This window comes from Roseomonas populi, from assembly GCF_024594815.1.
Lineage (GTDB): Bacteria > Pseudomonadota > Alphaproteobacteria > Acetobacterales > Acetobacteraceae > Roseomonas > Roseomonas populi.
The window spans coordinates 95,040-115,711 of sequence record NZ_JANJOU010000022.1; the positions used below are offsets into that span (position 1 = coordinate 95,040).

General features: G+C 72.5%; 23 protein-coding genes. 15 read left to right on the forward strand and 8 right to left on the reverse strand.

What is annotated here, in order from left to right:
• Positions 1-771 (reverse strand): helix-turn-helix domain-containing protein, encoded by a 771-nt coding sequence (locus NRP21_RS21395; RefSeq protein ID WP_257718266.1) that lies wholly within the window; start codon positions 769-771, stop codon positions 1-3.
• A 134-nt stretch (positions 772-905) separates the two neighbouring features.
• Here NRP21_RS21395 and NRP21_RS21400 point away from each other — a divergent pair, with 134 nt between their 5' ends.
• The 4 genes from NRP21_RS21400 to NRP21_RS21415 all read left to right on the forward strand — a co-directional run bounded on the left by NRP21_RS21400 (position 906) and on the right by NRP21_RS21415 (position 3,273).
• The gene (locus NRP21_RS21400) at positions 906-1,301 is read left to right on the forward strand and encodes a hypothetical protein (RefSeq protein WP_257718267.1); all 396 of its coding nucleotides are present in this window, start codon (positions 906-908) and stop codon (positions 1,299-1,301) included.
• 64 nt (positions 1,302-1,365) lie between these two features.
• Positions 1,366-1,923, forward strand: a complete 558-nt coding sequence (locus NRP21_RS21405) for a flavin reductase family protein (RefSeq protein WP_257718268.1) — start codon at positions 1,366-1,368, stop codon at positions 1,921-1,923.
• 136 nt (positions 1,924-2,059) lie between these two features.
• Positions 2,060-2,686, forward strand: a complete 627-nt coding sequence (locus NRP21_RS21410; RefSeq protein WP_257718269.1) for a glutathione S-transferase family protein — start codon at positions 2,060-2,062, stop codon at positions 2,684-2,686.
• Between the two features lie 17 nt (positions 2,687-2,703).
• Complete coding sequence (locus NRP21_RS21415; RefSeq protein WP_257718270.1) at positions 2,704-3,273, forward strand: histidine phosphatase family protein; 570 nt, start codon at positions 2,704-2,706, stop codon at positions 3,271-3,273.
• A gap of 87 nt (positions 3,274-3,360) precedes the next feature.
• Here NRP21_RS21415 and NRP21_RS21420 read toward each other — a convergent pair whose 3' ends face one another.
• On the reverse strand, positions 3,361-4,110 hold the full coding sequence (locus NRP21_RS21420) for an SDR family oxidoreductase (protein ID WP_257718271.1): 750 nt from the start codon (positions 4,108-4,110) through the stop codon (positions 3,361-3,363).
• A gap of 103 nt (positions 4,111-4,213) precedes the next feature.
• Between NRP21_RS21420 and NRP21_RS21425 the strand changes: the two genes are divergently transcribed.
• Complete coding sequence (locus tag NRP21_RS21425; RefSeq protein WP_257718272.1) at positions 4,214-5,143, forward strand: LysR family transcriptional regulator; 930 nt, start codon at positions 4,214-4,216, stop codon at positions 5,141-5,143.
• Here NRP21_RS21425 and NRP21_RS21430 read toward each other — a convergent pair.
• Positions 5,067-6,023, reverse strand: a complete 957-nt coding sequence (locus tag NRP21_RS21430; RefSeq protein ID WP_257718273.1) for a LysR family transcriptional regulator — start codon at positions 6,021-6,023, stop codon at positions 5,067-5,069. The genes NRP21_RS21425 and NRP21_RS21430 overlap by 77 nt on opposite strands.
• A gap of 120 nt (positions 6,024-6,143) precedes the next feature.
• Here NRP21_RS21430 and NRP21_RS21435 point away from each other — a divergent pair, with 120 nt between their 5' ends.
• The 4 genes from NRP21_RS21435 to NRP21_RS21450 are packed head-to-tail and all read left to right on the forward strand — an operon-like array spanning position 6,144 to position 9,824.
• A complete protein-coding gene (locus NRP21_RS21435; RefSeq protein WP_257718274.1) occupies positions 6,144-6,566 on the forward strand; it encodes a cupin domain-containing protein in 423 nt (140 codons plus the stop codon).
• Positions 6,566-7,531, forward strand: a complete 966-nt coding sequence (locus NRP21_RS21440) for a Bug family tripartite tricarboxylate transporter substrate binding protein (protein WP_257718275.1) — start codon at positions 6,566-6,568, stop codon at positions 7,529-7,531. The genes NRP21_RS21435 and NRP21_RS21440 overlap by 1 nt, the downstream gene beginning before the upstream one ends.
• A 5-nt stretch (positions 7,532-7,536) precedes the next feature.
• Positions 7,537-8,673 carry a CaiB/BaiF CoA transferase family protein gene (locus NRP21_RS21445; RefSeq protein WP_257718276.1) on the forward strand — a complete coding sequence of 379 codons (1,137 nt, stop codon included), beginning with the start codon at positions 7,537-7,539 and terminating at the stop codon, positions 8,671-8,673.
• On the forward strand, positions 8,658-9,824 hold the full coding sequence (locus NRP21_RS21450; protein WP_257718277.1) for an acyl-CoA dehydrogenase family protein: 1,167 nt from the start codon (positions 8,658-8,660) through the stop codon (positions 9,822-9,824). The genes NRP21_RS21445 and NRP21_RS21450 overlap by 16 nt, the downstream gene beginning before the upstream one ends.
• A 1-nt stretch (position 9,825) precedes the next feature.
• On the opposite strand, the gene NRP21_RS21455 is transcribed toward NRP21_RS21450, so the two are convergent.
• The 5 genes from NRP21_RS21455 to mutM form a co-directional block, all read right to left on the reverse strand.
• Complete coding sequence (locus NRP21_RS21455) at positions 9,826-10,812, reverse strand: Bug family tripartite tricarboxylate transporter substrate binding protein (RefSeq protein ID WP_257718278.1); 987 nt, start codon at positions 10,810-10,812, stop codon at positions 9,826-9,828.
• A 28-nt stretch (positions 10,813-10,840) separates the two neighbouring features.
• Positions 10,841-12,337 (reverse strand): aldehyde dehydrogenase, encoded by a 1,497-nt coding sequence (locus NRP21_RS21460; protein ID WP_257718279.1) that lies wholly within the window; start codon positions 12,335-12,337, stop codon positions 10,841-10,843.
• A 16-nt stretch (positions 12,338-12,353) separates the two neighbouring features.
• The gene (gene mdlC, locus NRP21_RS21465; RefSeq protein WP_257718280.1) at positions 12,354-13,964 is read right to left on the reverse strand and encodes a benzoylformate decarboxylase; all 1,611 of its coding nucleotides are present in this window, start codon (positions 13,962-13,964) and stop codon (positions 12,354-12,356) included.
• On the reverse strand, positions 13,961-14,500 hold the full coding sequence (locus tag NRP21_RS21470; RefSeq protein WP_257718281.1) for a MarR family winged helix-turn-helix transcriptional regulator: 540 nt from the start codon (positions 14,498-14,500) through the stop codon (positions 13,961-13,963). The genes mdlC and NRP21_RS21470 overlap by 4 nt, the downstream gene beginning before the upstream one ends.
• 451 nt (positions 14,501-14,951) lie before the next feature.
• Positions 14,952-15,845, reverse strand: a complete 894-nt coding sequence (gene mutM, locus NRP21_RS21475) for a bifunctional DNA-formamidopyrimidine glycosylase/DNA-(apurinic or apyrimidinic site) lyase (protein ID WP_257718282.1) — start codon at positions 15,843-15,845, stop codon at positions 14,952-14,954.
• An 86-nt stretch (positions 15,846-15,931) separates the two neighbouring features.
• On the opposite strand from mutM, the gene NRP21_RS21480 reads away from it, so the two are divergent.
• The 6 genes from NRP21_RS21480 to NRP21_RS21505 all read left to right on the forward strand — a co-directional run bounded on the left by NRP21_RS21480 (position 15,932) and on the right by NRP21_RS21505 (position 20,442).
• On the forward strand, positions 15,932-16,669 hold the full coding sequence (locus tag NRP21_RS21480) for a class I SAM-dependent methyltransferase (RefSeq protein WP_257718283.1): 738 nt from the start codon (positions 15,932-15,934) through the stop codon (positions 16,667-16,669).
• Positions 16,657-18,126, forward strand: a complete 1,470-nt coding sequence (locus NRP21_RS21485) for a bifunctional phosphopantothenoylcysteine decarboxylase/phosphopantothenate synthase (protein ID WP_408639650.1) — start codon at positions 16,657-16,659, stop codon at positions 18,124-18,126. Before NRP21_RS21480 ends, NRP21_RS21485 begins: the two co-directional genes overlap by 13 nt.
• Positions 18,123-18,587 (forward strand): dUTP diphosphatase, encoded by a 465-nt coding sequence (gene dut, locus NRP21_RS21490; protein ID WP_257718285.1) that lies wholly within the window; start codon positions 18,123-18,125, stop codon positions 18,585-18,587. Before NRP21_RS21485 ends, dut begins: the two co-directional genes overlap by 4 nt.
• A gap of 63 nt (positions 18,588-18,650) precedes the next feature.
• Positions 18,651-19,226 carry a hypothetical protein gene (locus tag NRP21_RS21495; RefSeq protein ID WP_257718286.1) on the forward strand — a complete coding sequence of 192 codons (576 nt, stop codon included), beginning with the start codon at positions 18,651-18,653 and terminating at the stop codon, positions 19,224-19,226.
• A 62-nt stretch (positions 19,227-19,288) separates the two neighbouring features.
• Positions 19,289-20,074 carry a HesA/MoeB/ThiF family protein gene (locus NRP21_RS21500; protein ID WP_257718287.1) on the forward strand — a complete coding sequence of 262 codons (786 nt, stop codon included), beginning with the start codon at positions 19,289-19,291 and terminating at the stop codon, positions 20,072-20,074.
• Positions 20,071-20,442: a DsrE family protein gene (locus tag NRP21_RS21505; protein WP_257718288.1), complete on the forward strand. Its 372-nt coding sequence runs from the start codon at positions 20,071-20,073 to the stop codon at positions 20,440-20,442. Before NRP21_RS21500 ends, NRP21_RS21505 begins: the two co-directional genes overlap by 4 nt.
• Positions 20,443-20,672 lie beyond the last annotated feature (230 nt).

A 20,672-nucleotide genomic window follows, 5' to 3' on the forward strand; every position in this document is an offset into this window, starting at 1 on the left:
TCAACCTGGGGGCAGGCGGCGCAGCGCCTCGCGCGTCGCCTCGTCCATCGGGAAGAAGGTCTCCACCGTCAGCTCGGACAGCGCGACCTCGTGCGCCGTGCCGAAGACCATGGTGGTGGTCAGGAAGGACAGCACGGCGTCGCCCGCCCTGATCTGGAAGGGCAGGGCGAGCGCCTCCGGCTCCTCGCTCCTGCCGGGCGGCGCAGGGTAGTCCCGAAGTTCCCGCAGCAGCGTCGCCAGAGCGGCATCGCCCGACACGGTGGCCTGCCGCGCCAGCCGGGCGAGCAGGTGCGCCTTCAGCGCGCCGAGATCGACGATGCGCGGTGCCAGCCCGCGCGGGTGCAGCACCAGCCGCAGCACGTTCACGGGCGGCGCCAGCAGCGCGGGGTCGGCGCCGGCGATCAGCGCGCCGACCGAGGCATTGGCCGAGACGAGGTTCCAGTGCCGGTCCACCGCCAGCGCGGGGTTGGGCGCGTGGGCGGCCAGCACCGCCTCCATCGCCGCGCGGGCCGGGCGCATGGCGGGATCGTCCAACGCGCGCTCGGGGTAGGCGGGGGCGAAGCCGGCGGCGGCGAGCCAGAGGTTCCGCTCGCGCAGCGGCACCTCCAACTGCTCGGCCAGGCGCAGCACCATCGCGCGGCTGGGCGTGGCGCGGCCCGTCTCCAGGCAGCTCAGGTGGCGGGTGGAGATCTCCGCGTCCAGCGCCAGGTCCATCTGGCTCATCCGCCGGCGCTGGCGCCAGGCGCGGAGGTGGTCGCCGATCGGGGCCATCCGGGTGCTCATTCCCGCAGCGTAGCGGCGTTGGGCGCGGCGTCTCCATGACCTCCGAGGTCATCGACCGGCGGCGGCGCCAAGGAACAGGCTGGGCCGACCGGCGATCCTGCCGGGCAGACGGAGCCGAACCGATGAACGCCTTCCCTCCCTCTCTCCGCAACGCGCTGGTGCTGGACGCCGTGGCCAGCGGCGCGACCGGCGCGCTGGGGCTGCTGGCCGCCGGGCCGCTTTCCGGCCTCACCCACCTGCCCCCCGGGCTGCTGCGCGGCGCGGGGGCGGTGCTGCTGCCCTACGCCGCCTTCGTCCTCTGGCTCGGCCTGCGCACCGCGCTGGCCCGGGGCCTCGTGCTCGCCGTGGTGGCGATCAACGCGCTCTGGGCGGTTGAGAGCGGGCTGGTCCTGGCCCTGGGCTGGGTGCAGCCGAACGCGCTCGGCGCCGCCTTCGTGCTGGCGCAGGCGGTGGTGGTGGCCGCCTTCGGCGGGCTGCAATGGGCCGCCCTGCGCAACGCGGCGCCCCGGCACGCCTGATCCCGCGGCATCGCCGCCGCCCCTGGCCCGTTCACGCCGCGCATCCCATCGCAGGAGGCGCGGCGTGAAGCCCATCCGCAAGCAGGACTTCCCGGTGGACGAGATCCGCCGCTTCATCGAGCCGGGGCCGGTCGTGCTCGTCTCCTCCGCCTGGAAGGGGGAGCGGAACATCATGACCATGGGCTGGCACACCGTGATGGGGTTCAGCCCCTCCCTCATCGGCTGCTACATCTGGGAGGCGAACCACAGCCGGGAGATGATCCGGCGCTCCCGGGAATGCGTGATCAACGTGCCCACCGTCGATCTGGCGGAGATGGTGGTGGGGATCGGCAACGTCACGGGCGCGGAGGTGGACAAGTTCGCACACTTCGGGCTGACGGCGGAGCCGGCCGAGAAGGTGGGCGCGCCGCTGATCGCGGAGTGCTTCGCCTGCCTTGAATGCCGGGTGGCGGATACGGCGATGGTGCGGAAGTACAGCCTCTTCGTGCTGGAGGTGGTGAAGGCGCACGCGCCGAGGGCGCCGAAATACCCGCGGACCATCCATTACCGCGGCGAGGGCCAGTTCATGGTGGCGGGGGATGGGTTGAACCTGCGGCGGCGCTTCCGGCCGGAGATGCTGTAGCGAAACCGCGCCGCGCCCCCTTCAACCCGCCCGCGTTTCCGGCCAACCTCCCGCGCGCGTCTGGCCGCGCGATTCACGCCCCGGCGGTTCCGCCGGGCCGATCGCGCGCCTCTCGAGAACGGCCGAGGAACCCGCTATGAAGCTCTACTACGCCCCCGGTGCCTGCTCCGTCGGGATCCACATCCTGCTGGAGGAGATCGGCAAGCCCTACGAGCTCTCCCTCGTGGACACGAAGAACGGCGCGCAGTTCTCGCCGGAATACGTGGCGGTGAACCCGAAGTCGAAGGTGCCGGCGCTGGACCTGGGCGACGAGGGGCCGGTGCTGACGGAGTGGACGGCCATCGCCACCTACCTGGCCACCGCCAACCCCGAGGCCGGGCTGGCGCCGAAGGACCCGCTGGGCCTGGCGCGCGCCGTGGAGGCGGTGGACTACATCACCGGCACCGTCCACCCGCACGCCTTCACCCGCCAGTTCCGCCCACACATGTTCTCCGGCCGCGAGGAGGACCACCCGAAGGCGGTGGAGACGGCGCAGGCCAATGCCACAAAATATTTCGACGTGGTCGAGAAGCGCTGGGGCGGGGATCCCTGGGTCATGCCGCAGGGCTTCTCCATCGCCGATGCCGCGCTGTTCTTCGTGGAGTACTGGCAGGCCAAGCGCGTCGGCCAGCCCCTGCCGCCGAAGGTGGACGCCCACTTCAAGGCGATGCTGGAGCGCCCGGCGGTGAAGCGCGCCCTGGAACAGGAAGGGCTGGCGGCCTGACCGGCGGCGCGGCACCCATGGGCGAGCCCAACCCCGTCCCCTTCTGGTTCCTGCGCCACGGCGAGACGGACTGGAACGCCCGCATGCTCTCCCAGGGGCAGGTGGACATCCCGCTGAATGCCGTGGGCCTGGCCCAGGCCGGGCGCGCGGCCGAGGCGCTGGTGGGGCAGGGCATCCGCTCCATCCACGCCAGCACGCTGAGCCGCGCGCGGGTGACGGCCGAGATCGTGGCGGCGCGGCTGGACCTGCCCGTCACGCTCGATGCCGAACTGCAGGAATGTGCCTTCGGCGTACAGGAAGGCCAGGAGATGTCGGGCTGGTTCCAGGACTGGATCGACGGGGTTTCCACGCCCGAGGGCGCCGAGCCTTTCGCCCATCTCCGGGAGCGCGCGGTGCGCGCCATCAACCGCGCCACGGCCAATCCCGGCCCGGTGCTGGTGGTGGCGCACGGCGCCCTGTGGCGCGCCATGCGGCAGGCGCTGGGGCTGGAAGCCAATATCCGCACGCCGAACGCCCTGCCGCTCTACGTTGAACCGCCCGCGAACGGGCAGGGGTGGCGGTTCACGGCGGCGGAGCTGGGCGGGTAGATCCCGCGCGGGCGGCCCCCGGGCCCTGCCCCCACGGCGGGGCTCCTCGGCCCCGGCCACGGGAGGCTTGCCTGCGCTGCCCGCGCGTCAGCGCGGGTTGATCAGGTCGAACACGGCGCCGAAGCGGCCGGTGGCTTCCGCCATGCGCTGCGGCTTCACCCGCTCGACCAGGATCTCGGCGGCGTCCGGGTCGGCCGCCAGCAGGGCCATGCTCTCGCGGATGAAGTCCTCGAGCGGCAGCGCGCGGGGGTTGTCGCGCTGGCCGGGCGTCAGATCGGTGGCCACCAGCGGCGGCGCCAGTTCGACGACCTGCACGGAGGTGTTCCGGAGCTGGTGGCGCAGGGACAGGCTGTAGGAGTGGATGGCGGCCTTCGTGGCCGAGTAGGTTGGCGTATCCGCGCGCGGCACGAAGGCGAGGCCGGAGGAGACGTTCACCACGGCGGCCTTCGGCTGCCCCAGGAAGTGCGGCAGCAGGGCCGAGGTCAGGCGGATCGGGCCCAGCAGGTTGGTCGTGATCGTGGCCTCCGCGGTCGCCAGGGCCTCCGGGCCGGTGAGCACCTCCTCGACGCGCATGATGCCCGCGTTGTTGACGAGGACGTTGAGCCCGGGGTGCTCCGCCACCACGCGCGCGGCGAAGTCCTGGATCGCGGCCGCGTCGTCGATATCGAGAAGGGCGAGGTGCATGCCGGGGTTGGCCTCGGCCACGGCTTCCAGCGGCGCCCGGCGCCGCCCGGCGATGATCACGGTGTTGCCCGCGGCGTGGAAGGCCTCGGCAAGGCCGCGGCCGATGCCCGTGCCGCCGCCCGTGATGAGGATGGTGTTGCCGGTGATGTTCATGGCTGGCTCCTGCTTGGCCGAGATGGCCGGGGGTCTTGTGCCCGGGAGCGAATTGTTCAGTAAGCTGGATTTCTCTTCTTGCTCCGTGAAGGCAGACTCAACAATGAGGTCGCGCAACCTGGCGGAGCTGGAGGCCTTCGCGGCGATCGCCAGGGCGCGGAGCTTCCGCAAGGCCGCCGAGGAGCGCGGCGTCTCCGTCTCGGCGCTCAGCCTGACCATGCGGACCCTGGAGGAGCGCATGGGGGTGCGGCTGCTCCACCGCACCACCCGCAGCGTGTCGCCCACCGAGGCGGGGCAGCTGCTGCTGCAACGGCTCCAGCCCGCCCTGGACGACATCGCGGCCGCGATGGACATGGTCAACGACTTCCGCGAACACCCCACGGGCACTGTCCGCATCAACGCGCCGATCCCCGCCCTGGAAGTCTGCCTGGCGCCGCTCGCCGGCGGTTTCCTCGCGGAGAACCCGGCCGTCTCGCTCGAACTGATCAGCGATGCGGCGCGCGTGGATATCGTGGAGCACGGGTTCGACGCGGGTGTGCGCTTCGGCGAGGACCTGGCGCGGGACATGATCGCGGTGCCGCTGGGTGGCCCGCTCCGCTACCTCGTGCTCGGCACGCCAGACCTCCTGCGGCGGCTCGGGGCGCCGGAGCAGCCGGAGGATCTGCTGCGCCATCGCTGCGTGCGCCACCGGTTCCCCGGCGGCGGCATCTTCCCGTGGGAGTTCGAGAAGGACGGGCGAAAGGTGACCATCACGCCCGAGGGACCGCTGACGGTGAACGATCCGCGCGTGGCCCTGCGCGCCGGGCTGGACGGCGCGGGCCTGATCCGCCTTCCCGAGGAGTACGCCCGGCCCGCCATCGCGGCGGGACAGCTCGTGCCGGTGCTGGAGGCGTGGTGCCCGCTGCTGCCGAGCTGGTTCCTGTACTATCCCAGCCGGCGCCAGATGTCCTCGGCGTTCAGGACCTTCCTCGACTACGTCGCGCGGTGCAGGCCGACAGCGGGCCTGCCAGAGCAGCCGCACCGTCCGGCGTAGAGGGGCCCCCGCGAAGCGCTTCCACCAGGGCCTCGGCGGCGGGGGAGAGGGTGCGGCCGGCGCGGTGCACCACCATGACCTCCCGCATCAGATCCGGCTGAAGGGGGCGCCGGGCCAGTTCCGGTGCCATCCGCAGCTCCACGGCGGTGGAGGGCAGGAGGGCGATGCCCAGCCCGGCCTGCGCCATGCCGATGAGGGAGCTGGTATGAACGGCCTGCTGGAAGGGGGAGAGGCGAAGGCCCGCCGCCGCGAAGGCATCGTCCAGCACGCGCCAGACGGAGGTGTTGGATTCCAGCAGCAGCAGCGGTTCCCGCGCCAGGACCTCCAGCGGGATGCGCCGGCGCGAGGTCAGGGGGTGGTCCGCGGGCAGGATCGCCAGCACCCGGTCCCGGAACAGGGGCTCCCGCGCTAGATCAGGGCCGGGGGGCGGGCCGCTGGCAATGCCGATATCCACCATGCCGGCCCGCACCATGTCGTGGACGCGCCCCGTCACTGCCTCCTGCAGCTGCACCCGCAGTTCCGGGTGGCGTTCCCGCATGCGCAGCATGGCGCGGGGCAGCGGGCCGGAGGCGACGGAGGGGAGGGCCGCCAGCCGCACCGTGCCGCGGCGACGGGCGGCGAGGTCGCGCACGTTCTCCAGCGTGTGGTCGAGGTCGCGCAGCTGCACCTCCAGCACGCGGGCCAGCTCCGCCCCTGCCTCGGTCGGTTCCACGCCTTGCGGGGTGCGGTCCAGCAGGCGCAGGCCGAGCGCGGTTTCCAGCCCGCGGATCTGCACGGTCAGTGCGGGCTGGGTGACGTGCAGCAGCCCGGCGGCGCGGGTGAAGGAGCGGTGGCGCGCGATGGCGAGGAAGGCGCGCAGGCCCTTCAGCGTGACGTCCATAAAAGGACCTTATCGGGCGAGAACGACTTTTCAATTGCCTTATCGGGCGGGCGATCCCAGCTTCCGCGGCACTGAACGACAGAGCCCGCGGCAGCGGGCCGTTGGAGAGGACCAGTCCAGATGCCCGAGGCCCCGATTCCGGTGGCGGGGGCGCGCCGCTTCTTCCTGCGCGCCGAGGATGTCACCCCCTACAGCCCCGCCAACCACACCGGCACCAGCAACCGCCGGGTCATCGCGCCCGAGACGGTGGGATCGACGCAGATGGAGGTGCTGATCGGCACGATCGAGCGCGGCAACGGGGCGCTTCCGCACGCGCACCCGACGCTGGAGCAGACCTGCTACTTCATGGAGGGGCGCGCGCGGGTGGAGGTGGGCGGCGAGACGCGCGACGTCGGCCCCGGCGACTTCTGCTTCTTCCCCATCGGGGTGGAGCACGTGGTGACCGTGACCAGCGAGGAGCCGCTGAAGCTCATGGTGATCTATGCACCGCCCTATGGCGAGGATCCGGCGAAGGTGACCCGCCGCGCCGGAGGGCATGGCTGATGCACCGCCGCCTCCTTCTCGGCGCCGCGCTGGCGCTGCCGGCCATCCGCCCCGCTCTCGCGCAGGCCTGGCGCCCCACGCGGCCCATCACCATGGTCGTGCCCTTCACCGCCGGCAGCGGCACGGATGCGGGCGCGCGCATCCTGGCGCAGGTGATGAGCGAGGCGCTGGGCGGCGCTGCGATCGTGGTGGACAACCGCGCGGGGGCGAACGGCTCCATCGCCGCCGGTTACGTGGCCCGGGCGGAGCCGGACGGGCACACGATCTTCGTCACCACCAACACCACCCACTCCGCCAACCCCGCGCTGCTGAAGCACCTGGACTACGACCCGGTGGCGGATTTCGCCCCGGTCGCGCGGGTGGGGAACCTGCCCTTCATGCTGGTGGTGGGAGAGAGCTCGCCCGCGCGCGACGCGAAATCCTTCCTGGACATGGCGCGCAGGCGGCGCGGCGAGATGAGCTATGCCAGCGGCAACAGCACGGGCATCGTGGCCGGCGCCACCATGGCGCGGATGGCGGGCACGGAGATGCTGCACGTGCCCTACCGCTCCACCCCGCCCGCCATCACGGACGTGATCGCGGGGCGCGTGGACTGCATGTTCGTGGACATCGCGGCCGGTTTGGGCAATCTGCGCGCGGGCAAGCTGCGGAACCTCGGCATGTCCACGAAGGAGCGGTCCCGCCTGATGCCGGATGCGCCGACGCTTTCCGAGGCGGCGCTGCCGGGCTTCGACATCACCTCCTGGAACGGCGTCTTCGCGCCGGCCCGCACGCCCGCGCCGGTGATCGAGGCGCTGAACGCCGCCATCCGCGGGCCAATCGGGCGGCCGGAGGTGAAGCAGCGCTTTGCCGAGATCGGCTTCGACGCTTTCTCCGGCACGCCGCAGGAGCTGGGCGACTTCGTGCGCCAGCAGATCGTCGTCTGGCGCGAGATGGTCGAGGCGGCGGGCATTCCGAAGGAGTAACGGGGTTGCCTCTGCCGCTGGCGGGAATCCGCGTGCTGGACTGCTCCTCCGTGGTGATGGGGCCCTATGCCGCCCGGCTTCTGGCGGACCAGGGGGCGGAGGTTCTGAAGGTGGAACCGCCCGAGGGCGACGTGCTGCGGCGCGCCGGCCAGGGCGGGGCCATGTTCGCGCATCTCAACCGTGGCAAGCGCGCAGTGGCGCTGGACCTGAAGGCGGAGGAGGGGAAGGCGGCCCTGCGGCGGCTCGCGGCGGAGGCGGACGTGCTGCTGCACAACATGCGCGCCGATGCCGCGGCGCGGCTGGGCCTGACGCGCGAGGCGCTGCGGGACGTGAACCCCCGCCTGATCGTGGCGAGCGCGGTGGGGTACGGCGCGGGCGGGCCCTATTCGGCGCGCCCGGCCTATGACGATCTGATCCAGGCGGCGAGCGGGCTGGCCGATGTGATGGGCCGCGTCTCCCCCGATGGGGAGCCGCGCTACGTGCCGCTGACGCTGAGCGATCGGGTGGTGGGCATCCAGCTCGCCCAGGCCGTGACCGCCGCTCTGTTCGCGCGGGAGCGGGGCGGGGAGGGCGCGGAGATCGAGGTCCCGATGTTCGAGACCTTCGCCGACATGGTGCTGGGCGACCATCTCGGCGGCCTCAGCTTCGATCCGCCGCAGGGCGGGCCGCACTACCCGCGGCTGATGACGCCGCAGCGCCGCCCCTACCGCACGCGGGACGGCCACATTGCCGTGCTTCTCTACAACGACGCCCACTGGCGCCGCTTCTTCCGCGCCGTGGGGCGCGAGGCGGAGATGGAGGCGGACCCGCGGCTGAGGGACCATGCCGGGCGGACGGCCAACTTTCACCACGCCTACGGGTTGGTGGGAGAACTCCTGGCGGAGCGCGGCACGGCCGAGTGGCTGGACCTGCTCTGCGGGCTGGATATTCCCGCCGCACCGGTGAACAGCGTGGAAGATCTGTTGGAAGACCCGCACCTGCGCGGCGTGGGCTACTGGCGGGAAGCGGCAATGCCGGACGGCGGCACGCTGCGTTCCACCGCGCCGGTGGGGCGCTGGACCGGGCAGGAGGAGGCGCCGGTGCGGCCGCCGCCCGCGCTGCCCGGTGCTACCGATGAGGAGATCGCATGGACTTCGCGCTGACCGAGGAGCAGGAGGCGGTCCGCGAGGCCGTCTCCCGCATCTGCGCCCGCTTCGGGGATGACTACTGGCTAGAGCGCGACCACACGGGCGAGTTCCCCGTGGAACTGCACCAGGCGCTGGCCTCGGATGGCTGGCTGGGCATCTGCATGCCGGAGGAGTTCGGCGGCGCCGGGCTCGGCATCACCGAGGCCGCGATCATGATGCAGGCCATCTCGCAATCCGGCGCGGGGATGAGCGGGGCCTCCGCCGTGCACATGAACATCTTCGGGCTGCAGCCCGTGGTGGTGTTCGGCACGGACGACCAGCGCCGCCGGATGCTGCCGCCGCTGATTGCGGGGAAGGAGCGCGCCTGCTTCGCGGTGACGGAGCCGAACACGGGGCTGGACACCACGCGGCTGCGGACACGCGCGGAGCGCCAGGGCAGCAAGTACATTGTGAACGGGCAGAAGGTGTGGATCTCCACCGCCGGCGTGGCGGAGAAGATCCTGATCCTGGCGCGCACCACGCCGCTGGAGGATGTGCGAAAGCCCACCCAGGGGCTCTCGCTGTTCTACACCGACCTCGACCGTTCCCGGATCGAGGTGCGCCCGATCGACAAGATGGGCCGCAAGGCCGTGGACTCGAACCAGGTGTTCTTCGACAACCTGGAGGTTCCGGAAGAGGACCGCATCGGCGAGGAGGGGCGTGGCTTCGAGTACATCCTGCACGGGCTGAACCCCGAGCGCATCCTGATCGCCGCGGAGGCGCTGGGGCTGGGCTTCGTGGCCGTCGAGCGCGCCGCGCAGTACGCGAAGGAGCGCGTGGTGTTCGGGCGGCCCATCGGCCAGAACCAGGCGATCCAGCACCCGCTGGCGGAGTGCTGGATGCGGCTGGACTCCGCGCGGCTGAGCGTGATGCAGGCCGCCTGGCGCTACGACAAGGGAATGTCCTGCGGGGCCGAGGCGAACATGGCGAAGTTCCTGGCCGCCGAGGCCGGGTTTGCCGCCTGCCAGCAGGCGGTGATGACCCATGGCGGCTTCGGCTACGCGAAGGAGTACCATGTGGAGCGCTACATGCGGGAGGTGATGATCCCCCGCATCGCGCCGGTCAGCCCGCAGCTCATCCTCTGCTTCATTGCGGAGAAGGTGCTGGGGCTGCCGAAGTCGTACTGACCTAGTCCGCCCGGATGTTGGCGCGCTTGATCACGGGCTCCAGCGTGCGCTTCTCCTCCTCGATCAGGGCCGCGAAGGCGCGCGGGCCCTGGCCACCGAGAAGGGTTCCCTGATCGGCGAGCTTGCCGCCGATGGCCGGGTCCTGCAGCGCGGCGGAGACCCCCTCCGCAATCGCGGTGATGACCGCCTCCGGCGTGCCGGCGGGGGCGGCCATGCCGAAGGCAGTGCCGAACCGGAAGTTCACGCCGGCCTCGGTGGCCGTGGGGATGTCAGGCAGCTGCGGCAGGCGCTTCTCCGTCGCGACCGCCAGGGCGCGCACGCCGTTGCCGCGAATCTGCGCCAGGATGTTCGGCACGTTGTCGATCACCATGTCGATGTTGCCGGAGACGAGGTCCGTCACGGCAGGCGCGGCCCCACGATAGGGGACGTGCTGGATGTCCGTGCCGGTCGCGCCCTTGAACAGCTCCAGCGCGAGGTGGAGGCTGCTGCCGGAGCCGGCAGAGCCGGCGGTGAGCTGCCCCGGCCGCGCCTTCGCCGCCGCCACCAGCTCCGCCAGGCTGCGCCAGGGGCGGTTGTTCGCTACGCAGATCACCTTCGGCGTGGTGGCCAGCAGGGTGATCGGCGCGAAGGCGGCGTTCGTGTCATAGGGCATGGACGGGTAGATGAACTGGTTGACCGCCAGCGGCCCCATGGAGGAGGCGAGCAGGGTGTAGCCGTCCGGCGCCGCCTTGGCGACGAGATCGGCGCCGATATTGCCGCCCGCGCCCGCGCGGTTGTCCACCACGAAGGGCTGGCCCAGCCGGGTGGCGAGAGATTGCGAGACGGAGCGCGCGAGCACGTCCACCAGCCCGCCGGGCGGGAAGGGGACGACGATGCGGACGGGCTTGCTGGGATAGGTGCCGGGATTGGCGCCCTGCGCGCGGAGCGAGGGCGCCGCGAGCAGGGCCGGCACGGCGGCGAGCGCCGCGCGGCGGGTGATGGTGGCCATTTCTTTTCGTTCCCTCCTGGTGCGGCGATCAGTGCGCGCCGGGCGTCGCGGGCGGCGGCGCCTTGGCGGCGGGCGGGAAGGGGTACTGGCCGGGCTGCGTCTCCACGGTGATCCAGCGCAGCTCGGTGAATTCCGCGATGCCGGCGCGGCCGCCGAAGCGGCCGTAGCCGCTGGCCTTGGTGCCGCCGAAGGGCATCTGCGCCTCGTCATGCACGGTGGGGCCGTTCACGTGGCAGATGCCGCTCTCGATGCGCTGCGCGATGGCGATGCCGCGCGCCACGTCCTTCGTGAAGACGGCGGCGGAGAGCCCGTACTCGCTGTCATTCGCCACGCGCACCGCCTCCTCGGCATCCTTCACCCGGATCATGGCGACGACGGGGCCGAAGGACTCCTCCGCGTAGAGGGCCATCTCCGGCGTCACGCGGTCCACGATGGCCGCCGGCATGATCGTGCCCTGGCGCGCCCCTCCGCCGTGCAGGGTGGCGCCCTTGCCCGTCGCGTCCGCGATCAGGTGCTCCACCTTCACCGCCGAGGCCTCGTCCACCACGGAGCCGAGGAAGACATTGCCGGTGCGCGGGTCGCCCACGGGCAGGGTGCCGACGAAGTCGGCCAGGCGGCGCACGAACTCGTCCGCGATGCTCTCCACCACCACCAGCCGCTCGGTGGACATGCAGATCTGGCCCTGGTTCATGAAGGCGCCGAAGGCGGCGGCCTTCACGGCCTCGTCCAGGTCGGCATCCTCCAGCACGATCATCGGCGCCTTGCCGCCAAGCTCCAGCAGCACGGGCTTCAGGTGCTTCGCCGCGTGCACCGCCACGATGCGGCCGACCTTGGTGGAGCCGGTGAAGTTGATCCGGCGCACGGCCTTGTGGGCGATCATCGCCTCCACCACGGCGGGTGCGTCGGCAGCGGAATGGGTGACGACGTTCACCACCCCCGGCGGCACCCCGCCCTCGCGCAGGGCCTGGGCAATCAGGCTGTGCGTGCCCGGGCAGGTCTCGCTGGCCTTCAGCACCACGGTGTTGCCGCAGGCGAGCGGCAGGGCCAGGGCGCGCACGCCGAGGATGACGGGCGCGTTCCAGGGCGCCATGCCCAGCACCACGCCCACCGGCGCGCGAATGGCCATGGCGAGGCAGCCCGGCTTGTCGGAGGGGATGACCTCGCCCGTGGTCTGCGTGGTGGCGGCCGCGGCTTCCCGCAGCATGCCGGCGGCGAGGTGCACGTTGAAGCCCGCCCAGCCGGCGGTGGCGCCGATCTCCTCGGCCATCAGGCGGATGAACTCCGGCGCCTTGGCGGCCAGGGCATCGGCGGCCTTCAGCAGGATGGCGCGGCGGGCATTGGGGCCGAGCTTGGACCAGGCGGGGAAGGCGGCGGCGGCGGCATCGCAGGCGGCCTGCGCGTCCGCCACGGTCGCCGCGGCGGCGCGGGTGGCCACCTCGCCCGTCACGGGGTTGCGGCGCTCGAAAACCGCCTCGCCGGTTGCGGGGCGGTCGGTCTCACCGATGATCAGCGGCACGTCCAGCATGGCGTTCTCTCTCCCTTCAGTGCTTGTCGTAGAGGTTGGCGATGGCGCCATCGACGGCGACCTCCACCAGCATCGGGCCATCGGCCGAAAGGGCCTCGGCCAGGGCGGCCTCCAACTCCTCCGGCGTGTTCGCCGTGCGTCCCGGGCAGCCCATGCCGCGGGCGGTGGAGACGAAGTCGAGGCCCGGCAGGTCGATGCCCGGCGCATCCCGCACCTGCAGCACGCGGGAGAAGGAGCGCATGGCGCCGTAACCCGCGTTGTTCATGACGATCACGGCCATCGGCAGCCTCTCCTGCACCGCCGTCCACAGCGCCTGGGGCGAGTACATGAAGGATCCGTCGCCGATGAGGCAGGCAACCCGCCGGCGGCTGCCGAGCGCGACGCCGACCGCGCCGGGCAGGCTGTAGCCCAGCCCGCCGCTGGCCATGGTGAAGAAGCCGCCCCATTCGCGGATCGGCAGGTGCTGGTTCATCGCCGGGCGGTGGGAAGGGGCTTCCTCCACCAGGATCGTTCCGGGCGGCATGGCCTGGCCCAGCCGGTGCAGGACATAGGCAGCGGTGAGCGGGCTGGAGGCGGCGGGCGGCGCCGGGCGCTGGCGCGGGGCGGGCCAGGGCCGCCCCTCCTCCGGCAAGAGGGCCGCCAGGGCAGGCAGGCCCAGGCGCAACCCGCCCAGCACCGACATGCCCGCGGGGGCGGAGGCCGCGGTCTCCAGGTCCGTCGTCATGTGGATGATGGGAATGCCGGATCGGAACAGCGCGCACTCGCCCGCCACGTGGAAGGTGAAGACGGGCGCGCCGATCACCAGCACGAGGTCGTGGCCGATCAGCGTGTCCGAGACCTGCTGCGGGGAGGCGTGCAGGTGCCCGGCATGCAGCGCGTGGTCCTCGGGGAAGGAGAGGCGGGAGGAGAAGGGGCTGGTCCAGACCGGGGCGCCCATGCGCTCCGCCAGCGCCACCAGAGCGGGGCCCGCGCCTTCCGCGTCCACCTCCGGCCCCACCACGAGCACGGGGCGGCGGGCGGCGGCGATCAGGCGCGCCGCCTCGGCCAGGGCGGCAGGATCGGGCGCCGTGTCGGGGAACCAGGCGCGCGGCTGCACGGGGGCGCAGGTGGCGGACCAGTCGTCCGAGGGGATGGAGACGAAGGTGGGGCCGTAGGGGCGCGTGGTGGCGATGCGGTGCGCCTGCGCGATGGCGGCCGGCACATCCTCCGCCCGCGCGGGCTCGATGGAGAACTTCACATAGGGCTTGGGGAACTGCGGGGCTTCCGTAGCGCCGAGGAAGGGGAAGTTCGGCAGCAGGGCGCGCGCCTGCTGCCCCGCCGTTATCACCATGGGCGCGGCGTTCTTGTGCGCGGTGAACAGGTTGCCCAGCGCGTGCCCCACGCCCGCCGCGGAGTGCAGGTTCACGAAGGCGCAGCGCCCGGTGGCGCGGGCGTAGCCATCGGCCATGCCGACCACGCTGGCTTCCTGCAGGCCCAGCACGTAGCGGATGTCGGCCGGCCAGCGATCGAGGAAGGGCAGCTCCGTAGAGCCGGGATTGCCGAAGACCGTATCCACGCCGAGTTGCCGCAGCAGGGCGAAGGTCGCCTCCCGCACCGTGGTCCGGGTAGTGGTGTTGGCGTCCATCATTCGTCGTCTTCCGGTTCCAGCCCCTGGTTGAGGCGGCGTAGCGCGTCGAGGAAGGCGGCGCGGATCTCCGGCCCCACCAGCGCGTCCAGCTGCGCGTCATGCGCGGCGGCGTGGGTGCCGAGGATGGAGAGCGCCTCCTCTCCCGCAGGTGTCAGGGTGAGGGCGTAGCTGCGCCTGTCGGTCGTGGAGCGGCCGCGGCGGATCAGCCCCTCCCGCTCCATCTCCGCCAAGCGTGGGGTGAGAGTGGACTTGTCCCGCCCCACCGCGTTGCCGAGGGCGGTCTGGGACAGGCCGGGATTCTCGTGGATCACGGCTAGCGTGGCAAAGAAGCCGGGCTTGAGGCCGGCCTCGCCGGTGCGGCGCGCAAAGGCGGCGAAGGACGCCTCCTGGGCGAGGCGAAGGTGGAATCCCAGCGCCTCCCCCAGCGGCCCTAGGCGCAGCGCGGGCGCGCCGCCGTGCAGCACGCGCAGCCGAGGAACACCCTCAGCCGCCGGGCGGCGGGCACGACTGGGCGGGGACCGTGATGGCTGGGCCACGGATCGCTCCTCCTGCGCCGGCGCGTCCTGGATCGCGCGCCGTTCGAATTCACGGATCGTAGGGGATCAAACTATCTTGGTGCAAGCAGGATCGCACTGGGCTGCCCCAGGGGGCTCTGCCCCCTGGACCCTCGCCAGGAGGCTGAGCCTCCTGGACCTGCATCGGGCTGCCGCGGGACTGACTTGACGCGTGCGCGCCTGACGACCGGGCCTAATCCTGCCCTTGCAGTCGCCTCGGCTCCACGAGCCGAGGCGCACCGTCAGCGAAGATCAGACCAACTCATAAAAGAAGATGATGGTGAGGGGTCCGGGGAGAGGAAGAATTCCTTCTTCCTCTCCCCCCCCCCCCCCCCCCCCCCCCCCCCCCCCCCCCCCCCCCCCCCCCCCCCCCCCCCCCCCCCCCCCCCCCCCCCCCCCCCCCCCCCCCCCCCGACAGGCCGACACCCCAGAGCTACCGCTGCGTGCGCGGGCAGAAGAAGGTGCTGCGCCCGGCCTGGATGATGCGCTGCACGCCCGGGCAGGTGGGCAGGCCGGGGCAGCGCGGGCAGGGCTGGCCCAGGCGGTCATAGACCTCGAAGCGATCCTGGAAGCGGCCCAGTTCGCCGTCGCTGCGGACGTAATCGCGCAGGGAGGAGCCGCCGGCCTCGATGGCGTCGGTCAGCACGGCCTTGATGGCGGGCACCAGCCGTTCGGCGCGGGCGCCGGGCACCGTGCCGGCGAGGCGGCGGGGGGAGATGCCGGAGCGGAACAGGGCTTCCGCCACGTAGATGTTGCCCAGGCCCGCCACCACGCCCTGGTCCAGCAGCGCGGCCTTGATGGGCGTGGCCTTGCCTTTCAGGGCTGCGGAGAGGGCGGCGGGGGTGAAGGCGTCCTCCAGCGGTTCCGGGCCCATGCCGGCGAGGAGTTTGTGGGCCTCCTCCGCGCCCGTGGGCATCAGGTCCACGCAGCCGAAACGGCGGGGGTCCTGGAAGCCCACGCGCCAGCCATCCTCGGTTTCCAGCAGCAGGTGCTCATGCGCCAGCCCGTCCCCGGCGCCGCGGGCATCGGAAAAGGCGCCCTGCGGGGCGATGCGGGGCACGGGATCGGCGCCGGGCGGGCGGGCGACCATGCGGCCGGACATGCCGAGATGGATGAGAACGGATTCGCCTTCGGAAAGGCGCATCAGCATGTACTTGCCGCGGCGGCGGAAGCCCTCCACCCGGCGGCCGGAGAGGCGCTCGGCCAAGCCTTCCGGGAAGGGCCAGCGCAGGCCGGCGCGGCGGGTTTCGGCGCGGGCGATGGTCTGGCCGGTGAGCACGGCGGAGAGGCCGCGCATCACGGTCTCCACCTCGGGCAGTTCGGGCATGGCAGGGATATGGGGGCGGAGGGGGCGTTCCGTCCACGGTTGGCGCCACCCGTGACGCCCGGTGTCCCGGGGCCTATCTTCGGAGAATGAACGAGACCATCGATTTCGGCTTCACCCCCGTCCCCCGGGACCGCAAGGCCGGGCTGGTACGGCAGGTCTTCGACAGCGTGGCGCCGAAATACGACGTGATGAACGACCTCATGTCGCTCGGCATCCACCGGGTGTGGAAGCGGATCTTCGTCAACGCCATCGGTGCCGGGCCGCGGGACACACTGCTGGACCTGGCTGCAGGCACCGGGGACATCGGCTTCCTGGCGAAGGAGCGCGGCGCGGGGCGGGTGATCCTGGCGGACATCAACCACGCCATGCTGCATGTCGGGCAGGGAAGGGCGCTCTCGCGCGGGCTGGCTTCCGGCCTGGACTTCGTGTGCTGCGATGCGGAGCGGCTGCCCTTCCCGGACCGCTCCGTGGAGCGGATCTCCATGGCCTTCGGGCTGCGGAACTGCACGGACAAGGCGGCGGTGCTGCGGGAGATGCGGCGCGTGCTGCGCCCGGGCGGGCGGGCGCTGGTGCTGGAATTCTCCCGCCTGCAGGTGGCGGCGCTGGACCCGCTCTACGACGCCTGGAGCTTCAAGGCGCTGCCGGCGATCGGGGCGCGGGTGGCGAAGGATTCCGAATCCTACCGCTACCTGGCCGAGAGCATCCGCATGATGCCGGACCAAGAGGAGCTGGCGGGCATGTTCCGCGGCGCGGGGATGGAGAACGTGACCTACCGCAACCTGTCCGGCGGGATCGTGGCCATCCATTCCGGGTGGCGGCTGTGAGCCTCCAGGGAAAGCGCGTCCTTCTCGTCGTCTCCGGCTCCGTCGCGGCCTACAAGGCGCTGGAACTGGCGCGGCTGCTGGGCAAGGCCGGCGCGACCGTCACGGGCCTGCTGACGGCGGGCGGGGCGCGCTTCGTCACGCCGCACGCGCTGCAGGCGATCACCGGGCGCTCCCTGGCCGAGGACCTGTGGTCCCTGCGGCAGGAAGCGGAGCGAGGGCATATCCGGCTGGCGCGGGAGACGGACCTGGTCGTCGTCGCTCCCGCCTCCGCGGACCGCCTGGCGCGAATGGCGGCGGGGATGGCGGATGACCTGGCCGGCGCCGTGCTGCTGGCCTGGGACGGGCCGGTGCTGGTCGCCCCCGCGATGAACCCGACCATGTGGGCCCACCCCGCCACGGGGGCGAACGTGGCGACGCTGATGGCGCGCGGCGTCCACTTCATCGGGCCGGAGGACGGGCCGATGGCGGAGGCGGAGAGCGGCACGGGCCGGCTCTCCGAGCCGCCGGCGATCCTAGCGGCGATCGAGGCCGTGCTGTCCGACCCCGATCACGGCGCGCCGGATTCGGCGCTGGAGGACGCGCTGGACGCGGCCATCGCGGCGCAGGCCGAGGAGGGCGAGGGACGCCCCTTCGCCGCGCACCGCGCGCCCCGCCGGGCCGAGGGCGGCTCCAGCTTCACCGATGGCGTGCCGCACGCCGCCGACCACCGCGCGGATCCGGTGGAGACGACGCCTTCCACCTTCTCCGCCTCCCAGGCCATCGGGGCGGAGGTGGCCCCGCACAGCGTGCACGGCACGGCGCCAGGGGCGCTGCCGCTGAACGGCCGGCACGTCCTCGTCACCTCCGGCCCAACGCACGAGCCGCTAGACCCCGTGCGCTACATCGCCAACCGCTCCTCCGGGAAGCAGGGCCACGCCATCGCGGCGGCGCTGGCGGCCTTGGGGGCACGGGTGACGCTGGTTTCCGGCCCCGTGACGATCGCGGACCCCGTGGGTGTCACGGTGAAGCACGTGGAGACGGCGCGGGAGATGCTGGCGGCCTGCGAGGCGGCGCTGCCGGCGGACGCCGCGGTGTTCGCGGCCGCCGTCGCGGACTGGCGCCCAGCGGAGGTGGCCGGGCAGAAGATGAAGAAGCCCGCCGACGACGCCGCGCCGCCCCTTGCGCTGGTACCGAACCCCGACATCCTCGCCACCCTCTCCCGCCACCCCCGGCGGCCGGGGCTGGTGGTGGGGTTCGCCGCGGAGACGGAGCGGGTGGTGGAGCACGCGCGGGCGAAGCTGGCCCGCAAGGGCTGCGACTGGATCGTGGCGAACGACGTCTCCGGCGACGTGATGGGGGGCGCGGAGAACCTCGTCCACCTCGTCACCGCCTCCGCCGTGGAGGACTGGCCGCGCCTGCCGAAGGCCGAGGTGGCGGCGCGGCTGGCCGACCGCATCGCGGAGACGCTGCGCGCATGATCGCGACCATCCGCGTGGTGCGCCTGCCCCACGCCGCGGACCTGCCCCTGCCGGCCTACGCCACCGACGGCGCCGCTGCGATGGACCTGCTGGCGGCGGTGGAGGCCCCGTTGACGATCCTGCCGGGCGCCCGGGCGCTGGTGCCCACGGGCCTGGTGGTGGCGCTCCCGCCGGGGCACGAGTGGCAGATCCGCCCCCGTTCCGGCCTCGCGCTGAAGCACGGGATCGTGCTGCCGAATTCGCCGGGCACGATCGACGAGGACTACCGGGGCGAGGTGCAGGTGATCGTGATGAACGCTGGGGAGGAGCCGTTCATGGTGGAGAGGGGAATGCGGATCGCCCAGGCCGTGCTGGCGCCGGTGACGCGGGCGGTATTCGAGGAGGCGGAGAGCCTGGACGAGACGGTGCGCGGAGGCGGGGGCTTCGGCAGCACCGGCACAGGCACCGGCCGTTTCGTTTAGGTATCTTGGTGCGAAATCACGGATCCGTTACCCTCGTTGCTTAACGTAACGTTGGGGCGTCCCTTGTTGCTTCGCCTCACGGCCCTTCTCGGCCTCGTCTTCCTCTCTGCCTGCGCCACCATCACCACCAGCCCCAGCCAGGATCTTACGGTTCTGACCGAGCCGCCCGGCGCCGATTGCCGGATCGAGCGCAACAGCAACCTCGTCGCGACGCTGGAGGCGACGCCCGGCCAGGTCCGGATCGGCAACTCCACCCGCGACACCACCGTGGCCTGCGCGCGCGAGGGCTATACCCCGGCGCAGGCGGTCCTGACGCCGCGGTTCCAGCCGATGCTGCTGGGCAATGCGCTGGCCGGGGGTGTTGTCGGCGTCATCGTCGATGTCAGCACCGGCGCGGCGGCCCGCTATCCGGACACGGTTCAGATGACGATGATCCCGACGAGCTTCGCCTCGCCCGAGGCCAAGGCCGCCTACTTCACCGGGCGCTCCACGGAGATCAGGCGGGCCGTGGACGTGCAGGTCACGACGATCCGGCAGGGTTGCAGGAGCGGTACCTGCGACACCGAGGTGGCGGAGGCGGAGGCCAGCCGTGACCGCTTCCTGACCGAGCTGGAAGACCTGCGCCAGAAAACGCCCTGAGGCGCGCGAGGAACGGGGCCCGCCGCTTGCCGGCGGCGGCGCCCCGGACGACATCCTCTTCCATGGACGCGCTGCCCGACCTCGACTTCACCGAGGATGAACTCCACCGCTACTCCCGCCACATCCTCCTCGGCGAGGTGGGGGCGGTCGGGCAGGCGAAGCTGCGCCAGGCGCGCGTGCTGGTGGTCGGCGCCGGCGGGCTGGGATCGCCCCTCGCACTCTATCTCGCGGGGGCGGGCGTCGGCACGATCGGGCTGATCGACCACGACACGCTGGAGCTCTCCAACCTGCAGCGGCAGGTGGCGCACACCACCGGCCGGGTGGGCAGCCCGAAGGTGGAGAGCATGGCGGCGACCCTCACCGCCCTGAACCCGCTGGTGAAGGTGGAGCCGCACCTGCGCCGGCTGGACGAGGCGGCGGCGCGGGAGCTGATCCCCCGCTACGACCTGGTGTGTGACGGCACGGACAACTTCCCCACGCGCTTCCTGCTGGGCGACCTGTGCCACGAGCTCGGCCGCACCCTCGTCTCCGCGGCGGTGCTGCGCTTCGAGGGGCAGCTCTCCACCTTCAAGTCGCATCTCGGCGCGCCCCACCCCTGCCACCGTTGCCTGCACCCGGAGATGCCGCCCGAGGGCCTTGTTCCCTCCTGCGGGGAGGCGGGGGTGCTGGGTGCCGTCACGGGGGTGATGGGCACGCTGCAGGCGACCGAGGTGCTGAAGGAAATCCTCGGCATCGGCGAATCCATGTCCGGCCGCCTGCTGCTGTGGGACGCGCTGGACGCGCGGTTCCGCACCATCCGCCTGCGGCGGGACCCGGCCTGCCCGGTCTGCGCCAAGGGGGATGCATGACGCCGCTCGGCATCCTCCTGCGCGGGGCGGGGCACGAGCCGGCGCACTACGCGCTGGTGCTGGCGACCGCCGCTGCCGCCGTGGGGCGGCCCGTGACGCTCTTCGCCACCAATGCCGGGCTGGCCCTGTTCCGCCGGGACGCGCCGCTCCTGGAGGATCCGCGGGAGGAGTTGCTCGAGGCGCGGGGCGTGGCGGGCATCGGCACCCTGGCGGAGGCGGCGGAGGATCTCGGCATCCGCCGCATCGCCTGCGAGGCGGGAATGCGCGCCGAGAGCATTGCCGCGCCCGAGCTGGCCGAGGGCGTGGAGGTGGCGGGGGTCGTCACCTTCCTCGGGGCGGTCGGGGATGGTCAGTTGCTCTCCCTTTGATGCTGGTCGGGAATGCCAACGCGGCGTCTTGACCCGGCGCGGCGGTTCCGCGCGTGATCGGGGACCGATGAAACGCCTGCTCCCCCTCCTGCCGCTGCTGCTCGCCCCCGCCGCCCTGGCGCAGAGCCTGCCGCCGCCCGTGCCGCGCAACGCCGCGCCAACCGCGCCGCCGGCCGCGCCGGCGCCCGCTCCCCAGGCGGCCCCCGCCGCCCCGCCGGCAGGCGGAAGCG

Excerpts from the sequence above, each read along its gene's own strand:
- NRP21_RS21395 (WP_257718266.1), bottom strand. The coding sequence starts at position 771 with ATGGCCCCGATCGGCGACCACCTCCGCGCCTGGCGCCAGCGCCGGCGG.
- NRP21_RS21400 (WP_257718267.1), top strand. The coding sequence starts at position 906 with ATGAACGCCTTCCCTCCCTCTCTCCGCAACGCGCTGGTGCTGGACGCC.
- NRP21_RS21410 (WP_257718269.1), top strand. The coding sequence starts at position 2,060 with ATGAAGCTCTACTACGCCCCCGGTGCCTGCTCCGTCGGGATCCACATC.
- NRP21_RS21415 (WP_257718270.1), top strand. The coding sequence starts at position 2,704 with ATGGGCGAGCCCAACCCCGTCCCCTTCTGGTTCCTGCGCCACGGCGAG.
- NRP21_RS21420 (WP_257718271.1), bottom strand. The coding sequence starts at position 4,110 with ATGAACATCACCGGCAACACCATCCTCATCACGGGCGGCGGCACGGGC.
- NRP21_RS21425 (WP_257718272.1), top strand. The coding sequence starts at position 4,214 with ATGAGGTCGCGCAACCTGGCGGAGCTGGAGGCCTTCGCGGCGATCGCC.
- NRP21_RS21430 (WP_257718273.1), bottom strand. The coding sequence starts at position 6,023 with ATGGACGTCACGCTGAAGGGCCTGCGCGCCTTCCTCGCCATCGCGCGC.
- NRP21_RS21435 (WP_257718274.1), top strand. The coding sequence starts at position 6,144 with ATGCCCGAGGCCCCGATTCCGGTGGCGGGGGCGCGCCGCTTCTTCCTG.
- NRP21_RS21440 (WP_257718275.1), top strand. The coding sequence starts at position 6,566 with ATGCACCGCCGCCTCCTTCTCGGCGCCGCGCTGGCGCTGCCGGCCATC.
- NRP21_RS21450 (WP_257718277.1), top strand. The coding sequence starts at position 8,658 with ATGGACTTCGCGCTGACCGAGGAGCAGGAGGCGGTCCGCGAGGCCGTC.
- NRP21_RS21455 (WP_257718278.1), bottom strand. The coding sequence starts at position 10,812 with ATGGCCACCATCACCCGCCGCGCGGCGCTCGCCGCCGTGCCGGCCCTG.
- NRP21_RS21460 (WP_257718279.1), bottom strand. The coding sequence starts at position 12,337 with ATGCTGGACGTGCCGCTGATCATCGGTGAGACCGACCGCCCCGCAACC.
- mdlC (WP_257718280.1), bottom strand. The coding sequence starts at position 13,964 with ATGATGGACGCCAACACCACTACCCGGACCACGGTGCGGGAGGCGACC.
- mutM (WP_257718282.1), bottom strand. The coding sequence starts at position 15,845 with ATGCCCGAACTGCCCGAGGTGGAGACCGTGATGCGCGGCCTCTCCGCC.
- NRP21_RS21480 (WP_257718283.1), top strand. The coding sequence starts at position 15,932 with ATGAACGAGACCATCGATTTCGGCTTCACCCCCGTCCCCCGGGACCGC.
- dut (WP_257718285.1), top strand. The coding sequence starts at position 18,123 with ATGATCGCGACCATCCGCGTGGTGCGCCTGCCCCACGCCGCGGACCTG.
- NRP21_RS21500 (WP_257718287.1), top strand. The coding sequence starts at position 19,289 with ATGGACGCGCTGCCCGACCTCGACTTCACCGAGGATGAACTCCACCGC.
- NRP21_RS21505 (WP_257718288.1), top strand. The coding sequence starts at position 20,071 with ATGACGCCGCTCGGCATCCTCCTGCGCGGGGCGGGGCACGAGCCGGCG.